Origin of the sequence: Flavobacterium sp. (assembly GCF_050696275.1) — a bacterium.
Taxonomy (GTDB): Bacteria; Bacteroidota; Bacteroidia; order Flavobacteriales; family Flavobacteriaceae; genus Flavobacterium.
Genome location: NZ_JBOGUT010000046.1, coordinates 1 through 17,571 on the forward strand (window position 1 = coordinate 1; position 17,571 = coordinate 17,571).

The 17,571-nt window shown below is 36.3% G+C and carries 17 protein-coding genes; 6 read left to right on the forward strand and 11 right to left on the reverse strand.

The genetic code is table 11. From position 1 onward, the window contains the following. The 5 genes from ACRDEC_RS16215 to ACRDEC_RS16235 form a co-directional block, all read right to left on the reverse strand. Nucleotides 1–2,894 (reverse strand): beta strand repeat-containing protein (locus ACRDEC_RS16215; RefSeq protein WP_431499414.1); only part of this gene is annotated, 2,894 nt, incomplete at its 3' end. 57 nt (nucleotides 2,895–2,951) lie between these two features. Then, nucleotides 2,952–3,887 carry a methionyl-tRNA formyltransferase gene (locus ACRDEC_RS16220; protein ID WP_431499415.1) on the reverse strand — a complete coding sequence of 312 codons (936 nt, stop codon included), beginning with the start codon at nucleotides 3,885–3,887 and terminating at the stop codon, nucleotides 2,952–2,954. Nucleotides 3,888–3,894: 7 nt separating this feature from the next. Further along, nucleotides 3,895–5,046 carry an ABC transporter substrate-binding protein gene (locus ACRDEC_RS16225; protein WP_431499416.1) on the reverse strand — a complete coding sequence of 384 codons (1,152 nt, stop codon included), beginning with the start codon at nucleotides 5,044–5,046 and terminating at the stop codon, nucleotides 3,895–3,897. Between the two features lie 60 nt (nucleotides 5,047–5,106). Beyond that, nucleotides 5,107–5,661 (reverse strand): phage tail protein, encoded by a 555-nt coding sequence (locus tag ACRDEC_RS16230; protein ID WP_431499417.1) that lies wholly within the window; start codon nucleotides 5,659–5,661, stop codon nucleotides 5,107–5,109. Nucleotides 5,662–5,698: 37 nt separating this feature from the next. Continuing rightward, nucleotides 5,699–6,253 carry a phage tail protein gene (locus tag ACRDEC_RS16235; protein WP_431499418.1) on the reverse strand — a complete coding sequence of 185 codons (555 nt, stop codon included), beginning with the start codon at nucleotides 6,251–6,253 and terminating at the stop codon, nucleotides 5,699–5,701. Nucleotides 6,254–6,861: 608 nt separating this feature from the next. On the opposite strand from ACRDEC_RS16235, the gene ACRDEC_RS16240 reads away from it, so the two are divergent. The 6 genes from ACRDEC_RS16240 to ACRDEC_RS16265 all read left to right on the forward strand — a co-directional run bounded on the left by ACRDEC_RS16240 (nucleotide 6,862) and on the right by ACRDEC_RS16265 (nucleotide 11,677). Then, nucleotides 6,862–7,209, forward strand: a complete 348-nt coding sequence (locus ACRDEC_RS16240; RefSeq protein ID WP_431499419.1) for a hypothetical protein — start codon at nucleotides 6,862–6,864, stop codon at nucleotides 7,207–7,209. Continuing rightward, nucleotides 7,210–7,848, forward strand: coding sequence for a hypothetical protein (locus ACRDEC_RS16245; protein WP_431499420.1), 639 nt, complete (start codon nucleotides 7,210–7,212; stop codon nucleotides 7,846–7,848). After that, a complete protein-coding gene (locus ACRDEC_RS16250) occupies nucleotides 7,845–8,636 on the forward strand; it encodes a sensor histidine kinase (RefSeq protein WP_431499421.1) in 792 nt (263 codons plus the stop codon). The genes ACRDEC_RS16245 and ACRDEC_RS16250 overlap by 4 nt, the downstream gene beginning before the upstream one ends. 3 nt (nucleotides 8,637–8,639) lie before the next feature. Beyond that, the gene (locus ACRDEC_RS16255; RefSeq protein WP_431499422.1) at nucleotides 8,640–9,311 is read left to right on the forward strand and encodes a response regulator; all 672 of its coding nucleotides are present in this window, start codon (nucleotides 8,640–8,642) and stop codon (nucleotides 9,309–9,311) included. 150 nt (nucleotides 9,312–9,461) lie between these two features. Then, nucleotides 9,462–10,721, forward strand: a complete 1,260-nt coding sequence (locus ACRDEC_RS16260; RefSeq protein ID WP_431499423.1) for an asparagine synthetase B — start codon at nucleotides 9,462–9,464, stop codon at nucleotides 10,719–10,721. Nucleotides 10,722–10,765: 44 nt separating this feature from the next. Further along, nucleotides 10,766–11,677, forward strand: a complete 912-nt coding sequence (locus tag ACRDEC_RS16265) for a glutaminase (protein ID WP_431499424.1) — start codon at nucleotides 10,766–10,768, stop codon at nucleotides 11,675–11,677. Nucleotides 11,678–11,692: 15 nt separating this feature from the next. Here the strand turns inward: ACRDEC_RS16265 and ACRDEC_RS16270 are convergent, their stop codons facing one another. The 6 genes from ACRDEC_RS16270 to ACRDEC_RS16295 form a co-directional block, all read right to left on the reverse strand. Next, nucleotides 11,693–12,235, reverse strand: a complete 543-nt coding sequence (locus tag ACRDEC_RS16270) for a DinB family protein (RefSeq protein ID WP_431499425.1) — start codon at nucleotides 12,233–12,235, stop codon at nucleotides 11,693–11,695. 34 nt (nucleotides 12,236–12,269) lie between these two features. Then, nucleotides 12,270–12,881 carry a hypothetical protein gene (locus ACRDEC_RS16275; RefSeq protein WP_431499426.1) on the reverse strand — a complete coding sequence of 204 codons (612 nt, stop codon included), beginning with the start codon at nucleotides 12,879–12,881 and terminating at the stop codon, nucleotides 12,270–12,272. 31 nt (nucleotides 12,882–12,912) lie between these two features. Beyond that, nucleotides 12,913–13,833 (reverse strand): GlxA family transcriptional regulator, encoded by a 921-nt coding sequence (locus ACRDEC_RS16280; RefSeq protein WP_431499427.1) that lies wholly within the window; start codon nucleotides 13,831–13,833, stop codon nucleotides 12,913–12,915. Between the two features lie 163 nt (nucleotides 13,834–13,996). Then, nucleotides 13,997–16,129 carry a DPP IV N-terminal domain-containing protein gene (locus ACRDEC_RS16285; protein WP_431499428.1) on the reverse strand — a complete coding sequence of 711 codons (2,133 nt, stop codon included), beginning with the start codon at nucleotides 16,127–16,129 and terminating at the stop codon, nucleotides 13,997–13,999. Nucleotides 16,130–16,247: 118 nt separating this feature from the next. Continuing rightward, the gene (locus ACRDEC_RS16290) at nucleotides 16,248–16,682 is read right to left on the reverse strand and encodes a carboxymuconolactone decarboxylase family protein (RefSeq protein ID WP_431499429.1); all 435 of its coding nucleotides are present in this window, start codon (nucleotides 16,680–16,682) and stop codon (nucleotides 16,248–16,250) included. A 108-nt stretch (nucleotides 16,683–16,790) separates the two neighbouring features. After that, nucleotides 16,791–17,363: a Crp/Fnr family transcriptional regulator gene (locus ACRDEC_RS16295; RefSeq protein WP_431499430.1), complete on the reverse strand. Its 573-nt coding sequence runs from the start codon at nucleotides 17,361–17,363 to the stop codon at nucleotides 16,791–16,793. Nucleotides 17,364–17,571: the final 208 nt, after the last annotated feature.

Below are 17,571 nucleotides of genomic sequence, written 5' to 3' on the forward strand. Positions count from 1 at the left end.
GTCTGAGCTGTCGCCGATGCAACTAATGCATTAGGTTCAGTAATAGTAAAACTTTGAGTTGAAGTACAACCGTTAGCGTCTGTAACAGTTGCTGTATAAGTTCCGGCAGTTAAGCCTGAAGCTGTAGCAGCTGTTCCACCAGTAGGAGCCCAAGAGTACGTATAGCCAGGAGTTCCACCAGAAACCGTTACTGTAGCAGAACCGGTAGTACCACCGTTGCAAGCAACATTGGTTTGAGCTACAGGTGCTGCAACTAAGGCATTAGGTTCAGTGATTGTAATTCCAGCTACAGTTCCTGTACATCCATTTAAATCGGTAATTGTTACTGAATAGCTTCCAGCTGCCAATCCTGTTCTGTCTTCGGTAGTGATACCTCCGCCCCAGTTAAAAGTATAAGGTGCTACACCTCCAGTTGGAGTAAGGTTGATTGCTCCGGTATTACCACCAAAACAAGCAATGTTAGTTACAACGGTTGTTCCGCTTACTGCTGCTGCAGGTTGAGTAACTGTTGGGCTAACAGTTCCCGTACATCCATTCGCATCGGTAATTGTTACTGAATAGCTTCCAGCTGCCAATCCTGTTCTGTCTTCGGTAGTTATACCACCGCCCCAGTTAAAGGTATAAGGTGGTGTTCCACCTGTTGGAGTAAGATTAATTGCTCCGGTATTACCACTAAAACAAGCAACATTGGTTACAACGGTTGTTCCGTTTAATGCTGACGGTTGAGTTACTGTAATTCCAGCTACAGTTCCTGTACATCCATTTAAATCGGTAATTGTTACTGAATAGCTTCCAGCTGCCAATCCTGTTCTGTCTTCGGTAGTGATACCACCGCCCCAGTTAAAAGTATAAGGTCCTACACCTCCAGTTGGAGTAAGGTTGATTGCTCCGGTATTACCACCAAAACAAGCAATGTTAGTTACAACGGTTGTTCCGCTTACTGCTGCTGCAGGTTGAGTAACTGTTGGGCTAACAGTTCCCGTACATCCATTCGCATCGGTAATTGTTACTGAATAGCTTCCAGCTGCCAATCCTGTTCTGTCTTCGGTAGTTATACCACCGCCCCAGTTAAAGGTATAAGGTGGTGTTCCACCTGTTGGAGTAAGATTAATTGCTCCGGTATTACCACTAAAACAAGCAACATTGGTTACAACGGTTGTTCCGTTTAATGCTGACGGTTGAGTTACTGTAATTCCAGCTACAGTTCCCGTACATCCATTAGCATCGGTAATTGTTACCGAGTAGCTTCCAGCTGCAAGTGCAGTTCTGTCTTCGGTAGTTATGCCACCGCCCCAGTTAAAGGTATAAGGTGGTGTTCCTCCAGTTGGCGTAAGATTAATTGCTCCGTTAGTTCCACTATTACAAGCAACATTGGTTACAACGGTTGTTCCGTTTAATGCTGGTGGTTGTGTAACTGTAATTCCAGCTACAGTTCCCGTACATCCATTAGCATCGGTAATTGTTACTGAGTAGCTTCCAGCTACCAATCCTGTTCTGTCTTCGGTAGTTATGCCACCACCCCAGTTAAAGGTATAAGGAGGTGTTCCACCTGTTGGAGTAAGATTAATTGCTCCGTTAGTTCCACTATTACAAGCAACATTGGTTACAACGGTTGTTCCGTTTACTGCTGCTGTCGGTTGTGTAAGTGTATAAATACGTGTACCAGTACATCCTATGTTGTCTGTTACTGTTACTGTATATGTTCCAGCAGCTAAACTAGTAGCCGATGCTCCGGTTCCTCCTGAAGGAGACCAAGAGTAGGTGTAAGGTGCAATTCCGCCAGAAGGAGTAACTGAAGCTGCACCGTTATTTCCACCAAAACAAGCTACATTGGTTTGTGAACCTGTCGCAGTACTGATAGATGATATCGTTAAAGTTGCTGAATTTGAGTTGGTAAAACAAGCTATAGTTGGATTGTAAGCAACACATCGGTATAAATAACCACTCATTCCGGCTGTTGCACCTGTAATTGTCAATACATTGGTTGTAGCGTTTGAATAAGGTGCGCCAACAGGAACATCTCCAAATCCACTGCCAGTATTTACTTGCCACTGATAACCTGTTGCTCCAGTTGCAGTACTTGTGAAAGTAGTGTTGCTGCCTGCGCAGATTGACCTGTTTGGTGGGTTACCGGTAAATACTGGCGGGACACAAACAGGTGTTTCATACAAACGGAAGTTGTCAATACCCCATTCTTCACTAACTCCTTCAGAAAAAACATTGATCCTGAAATCTAATGTTGTACCTGTTCCTGCAATTGTTTTGATAAATTCTCCAAAAACATTCGTTAATTTTGTTCCGTCACCGCATCCGTTACCGTCTGTGTCTTCAAACAGGTATTTGTCTATAGTATTAGTAGCACTTCCTCTATTGAAAAAACGGATCAGATCAACGTAAGCGCCCCCGTCAATACGGTATTGTACTATAATGTAATCTGTATTTGTTGTTCCAACTCCACTAAGGCAGGCATTTACGTTGTCCCATGGCTCATTGGTACTGTTAGCTGCAAAAAGGCCTCTGAAACTCAATCCTGATTTTCCGGCAATATTAATACCCGTCCAGTTAATAGAAAGTTCATTAGATGCACTGTTTGTTGCAGCACCTTGAGCTCCACTTGCAGTGAAACCTGTTCCTGCCGCATTATGATCTTCCCCTGCCCAATAATTAGTTCCTTGTTTACCGGTAAATGCAACTGCCTGAGAGACAGTTGAACCATCGGTTAGTCTGAAATAACTGGTATTTGGAGGGCCTCCAACACCGCCATTTTCTTCCGGAGTCCTTGTTCCGCTGGTTGGACCAGCATCGAAGGTATCACTCCAAAACTGGGTTTGGGCATGACCTCGAATGTAGACCATGCTTACTATAAAAAATAGTAGGGTAATTTTCTTTCTCATATGATTGTTTATTAATTATTTACGTATTCTTAAAATTTATTTTTATACTTAAATCGCTTAGTTGAACGCACTTCCTGCTATAGGGTACATAGCTGCAAATTGCCTTGAAGTCATTGTACCCGAATCAGTGCTTACTACTTCAATACTGATTTGATTGTTGTCTGAGCAGGCTACATGGATATTGCCACTTTCTGCCACCGAAATAATCGTTCCGGGTAAAGCATTGTCATGGGGTTCGTTCAAAAGTGAAGCAACTACAATTTTTGCCTGTTCACCTTTAAACCTTATATCTGCGCCATTGTTCCAAGGATTACATGCATTAATTAATGATATGATTTCACTTGCAGACATTCTTTTCCAATTAATATAGGTGTCGGAGAGTTGGGGTTTTTCAAAATAATAAGCCAAGGAATTATCCTGAGGGCTGTTGGGTATAATCGAAGCAAATTGAACCATATTAGCCATATTCAAGCTGACTTGTGCTAAACGGTCGCTTAACTTTACAGCCAGCTGGCCATACGTTTCGGATTCATCTATAAGCACAGGATCGTTAAATATGATGTTTCCCTGATCGAATTCGGTATTCATAAAGTGAACTGAGATGGCAGTCTGCTTTTTTTGTTGTTTGAGTACTTCAAAAATAGGCATTGGACCTCTAAATTGCGGTAGGGGACCCGGGTGAAAATTTATAAATTTTTCTTTTCCGTATGATAATACTTCTTCAGGAATAAGGAAAGGAAAGGAAAGTGAGAATATAAAATCAGGCTGTACTTCGTCAACCCAAAGGCGCATTTCCTGTAAGCTGGATTTGTTTTGGAACGATTTAAACGCTATTTGACTTTCTTCCGATTCTTTTTCAAGAGCATCTACAATCATGGTGCTTCCTTTTCCAATGCCTATACCACATAGAAAATTTTCAAATGCAAGTAATTGCAATGTTTTAAAAGCAAACTTTCCGCCGCAGAGTACCAGGATTTTTTTTCTTTTTTCCATAATTATATTAAATACAGACGTAACTATTGTACCACGATGACGTGGCATTGTCAAGTTGCTGTTCTGTCAGCCTTTCAAAGTTTTCAAAGGTATCAGTAATGGCTGATCCTAATTCAACTTTACACATTCCGTTTTGATCAGGAACAAGGGTTGCTTCATATAATGGTGCCAAAGAAGTATTTGTTTTCGAATGAAACGAAATTTTACCTCTTGGGCCATTGAATTCATATGACATTAATGCTGTGGTTATTTCTGGGATGTTATTTTTATGTTCCAAAGAAAGATCCAACACTTTTATCGCAATTTTTGCAGCTTCCCAACTTAAAACAGAAAATAGGTTTGGGGTTTTTCCAGAAGATTCTATAGCCTTTATAAAAAGCCTGTTTTCATCTGTATCGATTGATCGGGACCATGCGGTTATTCCTTTTACAGGATTGTCAGGATACACGGCATTTTCAAGCATTGTTTCCTCAAATGCAAAGGGAGGAATATATATTGGGATGTTTTTCCCGCCAAAACTTTCCTTTATTTCAGAAAAATACCATTGAACATAATCACCGCTGAAAAGACTTAAAAGAGCGCTATCAGGAAATTCGTCCAAATGATTTTTTAACGGCTGCATTGTAAAATCTTCTTTTTTATAGCCGGTAGCGTGGTTAAAACAAATGGTTCCGCCGGCATTTTGATAACCATTGAAAAGACCAACAGTCTGTAAGTAGCCACCATCGTAATAACCGGTTACCATTCCACCGGAAAGATGGCCGTCATCTACAGCTTTTTTTGCTGTAAACCAGGCTCCTAATGAATTATTCAGTGAGTGGTAAATGATATTGGGACATTCCGGCCATTCTTGTGGAAGATTGGAACCAGCATCCAAAACAATAAGTATTTTATTAGCTGAAAGGAACAAGGGACGAAGTAATTGTGCCGTCCTGTGCCCGATATAAGCAACCACTACTGATACGTTATTATCCAGTAACAGCTTTTCTGCAGAACGATAGCATTGTTGTTTGTCTGCTCCAAATCCAATGTTTTCTGTTACAATCCGAATATCTTCACGTCCTGAATTCAATACTCCTGAAGACAAGCCTTCATAGAAATCAAAACTGATTGTTCCATAATAAGTGGATCGGGGTAATAATATTCCTATTGTTTGCATATTTTATGTAAGAATAAAAGGAAACACTTTTAAATGTTTCCTTTTTTGATTGTATTATGTTTAATTTCTGCTTGGGAAAATACCTTCCGTTGCAATGGAATAATTGATGGTCAGGTAGGGGTTCATGATACCAAATGGAATGGATGATCCCGATATTCCAGTGTTCCCTGAAACAGTTGGGGCACCTAGATTTTTACCTGCAGTAGATATAGAAGAATATACTTCCACACCTCTGTCAGCAAGAAAAGCTGTATCTGGCGAGGCAACATCAGGCCCACCTGTGGAAACTGGAATGTTTACCGAAATTCCTGTGCCCGGATGGCTGTGTGCCGGTAAGTTTGCTATTGTTAAGGTAGTGGTAGGTGTTCCTCCAACTTCTCCAATACTATAAAACGGAAGACCTGCTCCCTGTCCCTGTCCAATTGGAACTCTTCCTTGCAAATCAGGTAATGCAAACGTAGTTTGCCCATTACCACCATAATTAGTTCCAATAAGAGCAAATAATGCTGTATTTTGAGCAATACTAACCAGTTGTCCCTGACATGTTGCGTATCCCATAGGAGCAAAATTAAATCCCAACAATTTTATTTCTCCAATAAATGGTTCTGTAGACATAATTTAAATTTTGAAGTTTTTTACTCGTTTTTGTTACTTAGTTTCTGCTAGGGAAAATTCCTTGTGTTGCAATGGAATAGTTAATAACAAGATAAGGATTCAAGATAGAAACCGGTGATGAAGACCCTGAAAGACCAGTGTTTCCGCCAACAGTTGATGCTCCGTAAAACTTACTTGCAGTAGGAATACTAGAAAATATTTCTACACCAGTATCAGCAAGAAAAGCCCCTTCAGGAGAAGCAATATCAGGTCCTCCCGTTGAAACCGGGATATTTACTGTAAGACCGGCAGCCGGGTGGGCATGCGCAGGCATATTTGATGTTGTTAAAGTAACATTTGTAGAACCAGAAACCTGACCCATTACGTAAGAAGGCAATCCTGGTCCCTGTCCTTGTCCTATAGGCATACGTCCCTGTAGGTTAGGAAGACCGAAAGTCTGAACCCCATTACCTCCATAAGTTGTTCCTAATAAAGAAAAAAGTGCAGTATTCTGCGCAATTGATAAGAGCTGTCCACTGCAGGCCATATAGCCTCTAGGTGGAAAATCAAACCCGAAAATTTTAATTTCTCCAATGAATGGTTCTGTTGACATAGTTTTATATTTAGTTGTTTAACAATACATAATGATGTTTAGGATAAAGATATAAATTAAAAATTTACTTGTTAAAATTATTTTAACATAATTTTTATTGCGAAAATCAAGCGCTAAATTACTTTTTATTATATATATTACAGTAGGTATTTATACCTGTTTTTTTTAATTTGAAGCTAATATGTTGATTATTAGTTGTAAAAAAAGAGGGTGTTTTTGGCAAAGCATTGCGTTTTTTTTAAATTCATACTATTAATCTTATAAATTTTTAAATTTTTTATAATTGGTAAAAAAAGACTTTTGATGAATTTAAAACTATCATTTTTCAATTGTGAATAAAGCTCTGGAAAACCTAAAATAATTGCTGGTAAATGATTGAAAGAAAGTAATCCTGAGCAGAATTACTGAAATCAGATTATTAGGCGTCCAAAAATAGATTCTGTACAACATAATTACATCTTTATTAGGTCTTTTAATCGATAAAATGCAAGTGGCATGGTTTATCTAAATGCTAAATCTTAGTATTTTTTTTGTTAAAATGTAGAAAAGTGCTAATTTTAGCCTATATTGTACATAACAAAACTTACACCAACTAAAAAACAAAAATTATGTCTGAAAAAGATACAACAAACACAAGTATTGAGGAAAATGTAATCACATTACAAACCGCTCAAGAATGGGCCGCCAGATGGAGAGAAAACCCATTGAACACTGTTAAGGCACATTTAATTCCACGAGTTGATATAAATGAACTTTTGGCAGAAAAATATGTTGTCGATATCCGTGCTTACATTGGTGTTGACGATCAAGGTGTCAATAAATTAATGTTAGTAGGGGTTGATGCAGCCGGCAACGACTTAATCAATGCTTCTAATGGGGATTATATATACGATTTTACACAGCCATGTCCTAATACATGTGATGTTGATAGTCCTTTATATACATTAAAGCCGTAAATGATTGAGATATTTGCTGATATTGGATATGTAATTTTGGCAATAAATCTACTACTATTTAGTAAAGGCTTTTCTAAATTTGGAAAAGCCTTTAGAATTTTCACATTGTATACAGGAGTAATGTTTATTATTCAAATGGTTTCGTGGTTGTTGAAATACTTAAGTATTAATAACCTGTTTTTATCCCATTTCTATTTCATTATCCAGTTTATCATCTTAAGTTTTTTTTACTTAACAATTCTGAAAGAAAATTTTCAAAAAAAAATAGTCAAGATTGGATTGCTTTTGGGATTATCCGCTTTGGGAATCCAGTATATGATCAATGTTAACGTCTTTCTATCATTTAATTTGTTTGAAATTTTCATCACCTCGTTCCTGCTTATTATATACGCTACATTTCATTTTTATAATCTGTTGAATGAGAAAAGAGAGTTTTATTATATCAACATGGGAATCCTGATTTATCTGTTTGGAAGCACAATTTTGTTTCTGGCTGGTAATTTAGTTGCAACATTATTCTCAAAAGCAAATAGAATAACCTGGGTTTTAAATGCTTTGCTTTATATCATTTATCAAGTATTTGTTTGGATTGAATGGCAAAAAAGCTTTTCTAAAAAGAAATCGGAGGTAGTATTATGAAAGAGAAAGCTATTCCCGAAAACGAATTAATAAACGTAATTATCTATACATTCATCGCTTTTTTGCTGATGAGTTTGGTTTTGATCCTGTTTTTTTATTTTTCAAGAAAGAAAATTGTCAAAAGCACACTGGAAAAGAAGGATTTGGAATTGCAGTACCAAAAAGATTTGCTTCAAGCCACAATACTTACACAGGAAGAAGAACGGAAACGGATTGCTCAAGATTTACATGATGACATCAGTTCAAAACTGAATGTGGTTTCACTAAACAGTTATCTGCTTGCAACTTCAGAATTAACGCGAAAAGAAGTAGTCGAAATTACTTCAAATATTATCAATTTAACGGCTAAAGCATTGGAAAATTCACGCAGAATCGCACATGATTTGTTGCCGCCAACGCTGGATAATTTCGGGCTTGATGCAGGTGTTGAAGAATTATGTATGGAATTTAGCAGCAGTAAATCAGTTGTTGTTAATTACGAAAGCCGGATACAATTCGATAATTCGGAAAATGACAGGCTTTTGCATGTTTTTAGAATTTTGCAGGAATTAATGAATAATTCGCTGCGACACGGTAAAGCTACCATTATCACCATTCTTTTTGAAGAAATGAATGGGAAAAGGGTTTGTAAATATTCCGACAACGGAATAGGTTTTGACGTGAATAGCCAAGAAGCCAAAAAAGGTCTTGGTATGAAGAATATAGAAAGTAGAATTGCTTTTTTAAACGCGACAATTTCTATTAAGTCATTGTTAAATAAGGGTGTAGAAGTAGTTTTTAATTTTTAGGTTATGAACGATGTTATTAAACTGATTTTAGTTGACGACGAAGTCCTATTCAGAAAAGGTATTTCTTTTTTATTAGAGAGGGAAAAAAATATTAAAATTATTTTTGAAGCTTCTAATGGCAACGAACTGATTGAATTTTTAAAACAAAGCGATGAGCATCCGGATATTGTTATAACAGATCTGAAAATGCCAACGCTTAACGGTGTTGAAACCACAAAGATCCTGCATAATGATTTTCCGCATATTAAGATTATCGCCCTGACAAGTTACAATACAAAATCATTTGTGGCAAATATGATCAATGTTGGGGCTGTTTCTTACCTGATGAAAAGCACTACACCGCAGGAATTGGTTACCACTATTAATGAGGTTGTTTCCAAAGGGTTTTATTATAATGATTATGTGATGAAAATTATTCATGATAATATTTCCGTCGGAAAAAAGATGAAAAGTAATTTTGACACCAATTATCTTACCGCCAGAGAAACTAAAATTTTACAGCTCATTTGTGAGCAAAAAAATACGGTTGAAATAGCAGATCAGTTATTTATCAGCCCAAGAACAGTGGAAGGCCATAGAAATAATCTGCTGCTAAAAACCGAATCCAGAAATATTGCAGGATTAGTGGTTTACGCCATCCAAAACGAGATTGTCGTAATTGATGATTATTCTTAAATCCCTTGCAAAGATGGGTTTTGTATGCTGAAAAAGAATTCTGAATCTTTGGAAACAGTTCAATAGGATAAAATTTTTATAATTTAACTAATTTTATAGCTATATTTAATTGTCTTCCTTTATATCTTTGATTCAAAATTGTTTAAAGCAATGCCCAAAAAAACACTATATATTCTGCTTATACTCGTTTCTTTTTCAGCAAAAGCATCTTTTGTTTTGCTGCCTATGGATGAGACTTCTCAGCAAAATCATCTTAAAGCCTACGGAATTACTTATTGGGCTTTAGAAAAACAATACAAAGCAAGCTGGTTATTGAATTATCGCGGAGGGTCGTTTTTATTGCCTGATGCTCCCGAAATAAGGAAAGAATGTCAAATTCGAGGCGTAAGTTTTGAAGTTCTTTCTGATGGAGAAGCGAATCAGATATTGGAAGAAATAGCAAGCCCATCACAAAACATGGAAACTGTTGTTTTGGAAAAAGCGCCTAAAGTTGCCGTTTATTCACCACCGGGAAAACAGCCTTGGGATGATGCCGTTACTTTGGTTTTAACGTATGCAGAAATTCCGTTTGTCACTATTTATGACCAAGAGGTTTTGAGTGATCAGTTATTGTTATACGACTGGTTGCATTTGCATCATGAAGATTTTACGGGACAATACGGTAAGTTTTTTGGTGCTTACAGAAATGCTCCCTGGTATATCGATCAAAAAAAGGAAGCCGAAGCCTTAGCGCAAAAAATGGGTTATACTAAAGTTTCTCAGGAAAAATTGGCTGTCGCCCAAAAAATACGTGATTTTGTTATTGGAGGAGGATTTATGTTTGCCATGTGTTCTGCCACAGACAGTTTCGATATTGCGTTATCGGCAGAAGGGCTTGATATTTGTGAGCCTATGTTTGATGGTGACGAAAGCGAAGCGAATTACCAATCAAAAATAGATTACAATAAAACCTTTGCTTTTAAAGATTTTATCTTAGAAAGAAGACCTGAAAAATACGAGTTTTCTAATATTGACATGACCGAAAAAAGAGTCGTTCCTTTTGAAAAAGATTATTTTACTTTAATGGAATTTTCGGCAAAATGGGATGTTATTCCCAGTATGTTATGTCAGGATCATACCCAGTTAATCAAAGGATTTATGGGGCAAAGCACTGCTTTTGACAGGAATTTAATCAAATCGAATGTATTGGTTTTAGGAGAAAATCAGCTTAATGGAGAAGCTCGTTACATACATGGTCAAAAAGGAAAAGGCTTTTTTACTTTTTATGGAGGTCACGATCCGGAAGATTTTCAGCATAGAGTGGGAGACGAGCCAACCGTTTTAGATTTGCATCCCAATTCTCCGGGATTTCGTTTGATTCTAAATAACGTATTGTTCCCGGCTGCGAGAAAGAAAAAAATGAAAACGTAGGAAGTCAAATTTCCCAAAAAAACAATTCCAAATTTTATTTTACAATGGATTTCCCTTCTATTTTACAGGAAATATACCAAGAAGCAAAAACACTTCCAGCCATTGGAAATGTAGCATCAACTATTCCTGAATTAGCCAAAGTTAATCCGGATAAATTCGGGATCCATCTGACTACAATTGACGGTGAAGATTTTGGAATTGGAGACAGCAACGAGAAATTTTCAATTCAATCTGTTTCGAAAGCATTGACAGTTGCTATGGCTTTTACTTTTTTAGATGAAAAAATTTGGGAAAGAGTTGGTGTAGAGCCATCTGGTAATCCTTTTAATTCCCTAGTACAGTTAGAATATGAAAAAGGAATTCCAAGAAATCCGTTTATTAATGCAGGAGCTTTGGTTATTGCAGATATGTTGATTTCAGAATTAAAAGAACCTAAACAGGAATTTTTGAATTTTATCCGAATAATTTCAGGAAGTCCAACAATTGATTACAATTTAAAAGTGGCAAAATCCGAAAAAGAGACCGGTTTTAGAAATGCCGCTTTGGCTCATTTTTTAAAATCATTCGGGAATATCAATAATGATGTTGAAACTGTTCTTGATTTTTATTTTCATCAATGTTCTTTGGAAATGACTTGTAAAGAATTGTCGCATTCTTTTTTCTTTTTTGCCAACGAAGGGAAAACACAATCGGGAAAACAAATTTTGACTAAAAGTCAGGTTAAAAGACTTAATGCTCTGATGCAGACTTGCGGTTTCTATGATGAATCCGGGGAATTCACATATAAAGTCGGATTGCCTGGCAAGAGCGGAATTGGTGGTGGCATTGCAGCATTATATCCGAAAAATTTTGTGGTTGCTACTTGGTCACCAAGATTAAATGAGAAGGGGAATTCGGAGTTAGGAATGTCTGCTTTGGAATTACTGACTACAAAAACAGGAATGTCTGTGTTTTAAATAAAAAAAAGCCAATTATAACAATTGGCTTTTTAATTCTAATAAGGGGAAATATCGTTCTTCAACTACTTTAAAATGCCAGCGCTGGTGTCCGGGAATCATAAATGCCATTGCCAAAACAGAGTATTCAGAACCATTATATCCTTTACCCGATTTTAACAACATTTCGGATGTGAAGGAATGGTATAAAGCGATGTAATTTTTTCGGACTAAAATAAGTTCTGCCATTAAATCTTCAAGTGTTCGCCTGTTTGCGTTGGCATTTTGAGCGTACAAGTCTTCATCAAAAGCTAACATTTTTTGTGAGTCGCCTCTTGAAAAAGCAGTAATTCGGTAGCTGAAAACCCTTTCAGTATCAATTAAATGCTGTAATATGTCTTTTGTTGTCCATTTGCCTGGCGCATAAACATTTTCACCTAATGCTTCCCATTTTGCAATAGGTAGGCTTTCAAGTTCGTTCAGACTTATTTGTAAGGCTTCAGAGAAAGTAAGATCGTCTGTTAAATTGATGTAGCGGTCAAAATATTCGGGCATTTTTGGGATATCTGATTTTTGCATGATTATTCGTTTTTTGATTGATGATTGATTCTGATTATTCTATTCTTGTTAATTCCATTTTCCAATTCCATTCCCACGTTTTTCCTTCATCTGTTGAGAAAGCCTGTGACCATTTTGGATGCTCTGGATTTGTCGCGTCCCATTGGTACAGCACGAGAATTTCTTTTTCATTAAAAATATCATTGGCATAAAATTTCCCAAGCCCGTTTTCATAAGAACCGGTTACTGGTTTTTCATCCATGGTAGTGCCATTACTGTCAACCCAATATATTTTCCAGAGTTTTGTTTCTTTGTTGAAAAGGCGGATGGCCATTCCTTCAAAAGGAGTTCCATTGTTGTCTGAATAAAAGTTTTCAATGTTTCCATATCCGTTTAACGTTTTTTTCATGTGCAATTCAGCATCAAATTCAATCCACTCGTTACTATTGCTTAATCTTGATTTTAGCATTCGATTGTGGACTTTCCATTTGCCTTGTAAAAAGTCAAAATCAGTTTCTGAAGAAGTTGTTGACGGTTTAATGTCCAAAGTTTTGGTTTTTTTGCTTTTTGTCAATTCCATTTTTTTTGTTTTAGAAGTTTGAGCGGTTGCAGAGAGCGTCGCGATTGAGAAAAGAATCAGTAGTACTTGTTTTTTGAAATTTTTCATGATTATTGTTTTTTGATTGATTGCTATTGATTTAATTGGAATGTATTAATCGGCTTAATTGCCTTTCGCTTTGTAAACCTACCTGTAATGCTATGTCTAATCGGGTTAAATCAGGATTTTTCAGGAATTCTTTTATTTTTTCTTTACGGATAATTGTTATGTAATCATTTACTGTAATGTCTGTTTCTTTTTTGAATATTCGGGTGAAATTGCGTTCACTCATACAGGCAATTTCTGCCAAATCATTCAGGTTTGTTTTTTGATTGATGTTCTCAATAATCCAATCCTGAGCTTTATGGATGCCGGAATGAATATGATTTCGGAAGCCAAGTAATTCGCTTTCTTGTTTCTGATTGCCGTTTCTTCTGTTGTAAACGACCAATTCCCGAGCTACAAGATGTGCAAAGTGACTGCCCTTTAATTCTTCAATAATATGTAATGTTACATCAATACCCGAAGCAATACCAGCACTAGTGTAAATTCCATCCTGTTGGGTAAAAAGGATATTGTCAATGACTTTGGCCTGCGGATATAATTCCTGTAACTGTTTTGTTCTTTTAAAATGGGTTGTACAAGGAAGATTGTTTAGCAAGCCACATTCGGCCAACACAAAGGCCCCAGCGCAAATACTGACTACTTTTACTCCGAAATTATAATTGGCTATTATCCATTGGAATAAATCGGTCTGTTTTATAAACGCATCAGAAATCAGGTAACTTGCATTTGATCCGGGAATAATTAAAAAATCACCTTTGTTAAGTTGCACTTCTGAAAAGTGTTTCAAATTTGCAATTGGCAATCCAGACGTGGTTACAACGTTGTTTTCCATAGTGCAATACTCTATTTCAAAATCAGCACCAAAATCAATGGCTTCAAGGATTGCCTGATCAGGTCCAGCCAAATCCATCAGGTGTATTTGAGGTAGAATTAGGAATACAAATTTTAGTTTCATCTTTATTGGTAATAAGTGTAAGGCAAAGATAGTCACTTATAGCTTTGTTACTTAGTCAATAAAAGGACATTTTCAGCCAAATAAAAAGCCAATCAGTTACGATTGGCTTTTGTTTTTTAGCCTTGATTGCTCCGCGAACTGGCGAAGCAAATAGCTCCTAAACTTATTTGTTATTTTCGATTACATAATCCAATACTTTTCTCATCAAATGGACTCGGTCTTTACCAATTACATTGTGTTTGTGCATTGGATAGACAAAAAAGTCCACTTGTTTTTCGGCTTCCACAAACTTTTTGATCAAAGCAAAATTTTGCTGCATCACCACTACATCATCACTTGTTCCGTGAATAAGAAGAAATTTTCCTTTTAAATTTTTCACATAATTTAAAGTACTGGATTCATCAAAGCCTTTTTGGTTTTCAGTTTGTGTGTCCATGTAGCGCTCTCCGTACATGATTTCGTAAAATTTCCAGTCAGTTACTGGTCCGCCGGCAACACCAACTTTGAATACATCCGCTTTTCTCAACATTAGAGAAGTGGTCATGTATCCTCCGAAGCTCCAACCGTGAACAGCCAGACGATTTCCGTCAACATAAGGTAATGATTTTAAATAATCAACACCTTTTAATTGATCATCCATTTCATTTACGCCTAATTTTCCGTGAACTACGCTTTCGAAAGCAAATCCGCGATTGTCAGAACCACGATTGTCAACAGTAAAAACTAAATAACCTTGTTCAGCCATCCAATACATCCAAAGATTAGCGCCATCCAAATAACTATTTGTGATTAATTGTGCATGAGGGCCACCGTAAACATAGACTAAAACCGGATATTTTTTGTTAGGATCGAAGTTGCTTGGCTTAATCAGACGAGTATATAAATCGGTTGTTCCGTCTGCAGCTTTGATTGTTTTTATTTCAGCAGTGCCCATTTCATAACCTACATATTTATTTGGGCTTTCCAAAAGGATTTTTGCTTTTAGGTTTTTGTCATACATCACAGATTTTGACGGAGTAGAATGGTTTGAGTATTCGTCAAAAAAACTGTTTCCATCTGTACTGATTGCTACTGTATGAACTCCTTGGTCTTTAGTGATTAAAGTTTGTTTTCCTTTTAAATCAACTTTGTAAACCAGCATATTTGTTGCATTTTCTCCGGTCGCTTTAAAATAAACTTCAGTTCCGGCAGCATTTGATCCTATAATTTCACGGATTGGAAATTTATTATTAGTCAGCTGACTGATTAATTTTCCTTCGATTGAGTAATAATACAAATTATTGAAACCGTCTTTTTCTGAAATCCAGATAAAATTAGTTGACTTAGCACTTGGAAAATAGGCATCATGTTCCGGCTCTACCCATTTTGAACTTTTTTCATTCAATAAAGTTCTTACAAAAGCACCTGTATTTGCGTCGTAAACATTTAATGACATATCATTCTGACCACGATTTAGTTCGGCAATCAGAACGTATTTTTCGTCTGGAGTCCAAGAAAGATTTGTTAAATAATCATCCTGATTTCCTTTTGGTGAAATGAAAACCGTTTTGCTTGTTGTCAAATTATAAATTCCAACTTTTGGTTTTTCTGATTTCTGACCAATCATTGGATATTTGATGCTGATTAATTTTCCCGGAGTTTCATTAATATCTAAGAGAGGATAATCGGCTACTTCGCTTTGGTCTTTTTGGTAGAATGCCAGAAAGTTTGATTTTGGAGACCAGAAAATTCCGTTTTTGATTCCGAATTCATTTCTGGCAATAAATTGACCTGAAACAATGGATTCGTTAGACTCATTGGTTACGGTAATTTTCTCTTTGTTTTTATTGAAAAAGAATAAATTGTTTTTTTCTGTGAAAGCCAGGTTTTGTTTTGAAGCATCGAAAGTACTATTTTCAGCAGCAGGAGTTGTAGTCTGAATATTTGCTCCTGATTTTGATGTCAGTGAATAGGTATAATATTTTCCGCTTTCTGAAACTAAAATGGTGTTGGAGTCAATCCAGGTCAACCCGGAAAAATTTTTTAGTTTTGTTCCTAAGGCCGAATTAATGTCGGTTAAAGCTATCAGTTCGGATGTTTTATTATCCGATGCATTTGCTGAAACCATTTTTGTCCAGCTATCGGTGTAATATACATATTTATTAGTGTTTGGGATCCATTGGAAACCGTCCAGCTTATCTGCTTTAAATTGTTTGTTTTGTTGTAAGACCGATTCGTCTAAAGTTAGTTTTTTATTTTGTGCAGTTGCTAAAATAGTGATGAAGATACTTAATATAAGTAGTAATCTTTTGTTCATGATGTGTGTTTTTTGATAGTGCCAAATGTATAAAAAAAGGATAATGTTTTGAGATTTTAAGAGTCTATTAACATTATCCTTTCCATTTCTTTGCTACAGTTTTTCAACACACTATTTATTATTCCGGTTGCATTCCCGTTGTAATAGCAATTCTGTTCCAGGCATTGATGGTAATAATCATCATAATGACAATTGCCAAATAATCTTCACCTAATACTTTGGAGGCGTTTTGGTATGTGGCATCTGAAACATGATGGCTGATTAAAGTCACTTCTTCGGTTAAAGTTAATATTGCTTTTTCTTTTTCAGAATATAAATTGGTATCCCTCCAAGCGTTTAAAAGATAAATGCGTTGCTCGCTTAAACCTAATTTTCGGGCATCTTTGGTATGCATATCAATGCAAAAAGCACAACCGTTAATTTGGGATGCTCTGATTTTTATTAATTCTTTGTGAATTGGATCTAATGAGGTCGAAGCAATATATTTCTCTAAACCCAATATGGCTTTATATCCTTCAGGGGCAACTTTTGACATGTCGATTCTTGTTTCCATTTTGATTTCTTTTAAAGTTTAATTTTTTTATTCAGCCTTCTGGCTTTTGTTGAAACAAAGTTCAGCAACATAGCCTGCAAAAAACTTAATCTACTTCAAGAAATCAAATTACATTTTACCTGCTCTGATCTTACTCATAAATTCGGGAGAGAAATCCAAATAAGAGGCCAGCATATATTGAGGGACACGCTGAACAAATTCAGGAAAAGAATCCCTGAAATGATGAAATCTTTCCTCAGCGGTCATGGTAAAAAGATATTTGATTCTCAACTGTGCAGCACCGAATGATTTCTGCAATATCAATTTGAAATAGCGTTCCAGTTTCGGAAGTCTGGCTAATAATTCCTCCAATTCGGTTTTGTTAATCGAAATCACATCAGAATTTTCGATTGCCTGAATGAAAAAATGAGAAGTATTTTGGGACTGGAAACTCATATAGTCAGTAATCCACCAGCTTTCAATTCCAAACTGCAATGTTTGCTCATTTCCTTTATTATTAATGATATATGAGCGAAGACAACCTTTGATGATAAAATATTGTTTATTGCAGATTTGTCCTTCTTCCAGTAAAAGCGTTTTCTTTTTGATGGTTTGATGGTCGAAATAAGACAAGACTATTTCGGCTTCGGAATCATTCAAATCTATGGACTTCCTTATATGCGTTATCAAAACTGAATTCATATAATAAAGATAAGAATCTATTTCATAAACAAAAAGCATAAAAAAAGCCATCCAAATGAATGGACGGCTTTTTATTTATAAATGTCCCGTCCTGAAATAAGTTGACATAAAATTGACTTATTATGAATAGATCAGAAAACAGCGCAGAAAAGCGTAGTCAACGCGATTATAATTTGGGCTTTAAATTAGCTGTTATTTCGCAAGTAGA

Coding starts and splice junctions, on each gene's coding strand:
- ACRDEC_RS16220 (WP_431499415.1), bottom strand. CDS start 3,887: ATGGAAAAAAGAAAAAAAATCCTGGTACTCTGCGGCGGAAAGTTTGCT.
- ACRDEC_RS16275 (WP_431499426.1), bottom strand. CDS start 12,881: ATGAAAAATTTCAAAAAACAAGTACTACTGATTCTTTTCTCAATCGCG.
- ACRDEC_RS16260 (WP_431499423.1), top strand. CDS start 9,462: ATGCCCAAAAAAACACTATATATTCTGCTTATACTCGTTTCTTTTTCA.
- ACRDEC_RS16230 (WP_431499417.1), bottom strand. CDS start 5,661: ATGTCTACAGAACCATTTATTGGAGAAATAAAATTGTTGGGATTTAAT.
- ACRDEC_RS16250 (WP_431499421.1), top strand. CDS start 7,845: ATGAAAGAGAAAGCTATTCCCGAAAACGAATTAATAAACGTAATTATC.
- ACRDEC_RS16225 (WP_431499416.1), bottom strand. CDS start 5,046: ATGCAAACAATAGGAATATTATTACCCCGATCCACTTATTATGGAACA.
- ACRDEC_RS16265 (WP_431499424.1), top strand. CDS start 10,766: ATGGATTTCCCTTCTATTTTACAGGAAATATACCAAGAAGCAAAAACA.
- ACRDEC_RS16295 (WP_431499430.1), bottom strand. CDS start 17,363: ATGAATTCAGTTTTGATAACGCATATAAGGAAGTCCATAGATTTGAAT.
- ACRDEC_RS16280 (WP_431499427.1), bottom strand. CDS start 13,833: ATGAAACTAAAATTTGTATTCCTAATTCTACCTCAAATACACCTGATG.
- ACRDEC_RS16240 (WP_431499419.1), top strand. CDS start 6,862: ATGTCTGAAAAAGATACAACAAACACAAGTATTGAGGAAAATGTAATC.
- ACRDEC_RS16235 (WP_431499418.1), bottom strand. CDS start 6,253: ATGTCAACAGAACCATTCATTGGAGAAATTAAAATTTTCGGGTTTGAT.
- ACRDEC_RS16290 (WP_431499429.1), bottom strand. CDS start 16,682: ATGGAAACAAGAATCGACATGTCAAAAGTTGCCCCTGAAGGATATAAA.
- ACRDEC_RS16285 (WP_431499428.1), bottom strand. CDS start 16,129: ATGAACAAAAGATTACTACTTATATTAAGTATCTTCATCACTATTTTA.
- ACRDEC_RS16270 (WP_431499425.1), bottom strand. CDS start 12,235: ATGCAAAAATCAGATATCCCAAAAATGCCCGAATATTTTGACCGCTAC.
- ACRDEC_RS16255 (WP_431499422.1), top strand. CDS start 8,640: ATGAACGATGTTATTAAACTGATTTTAGTTGACGACGAAGTCCTATTC.
- ACRDEC_RS16245 (WP_431499420.1), top strand. CDS start 7,210: ATGATTGAGATATTTGCTGATATTGGATATGTAATTTTGGCAATAAAT.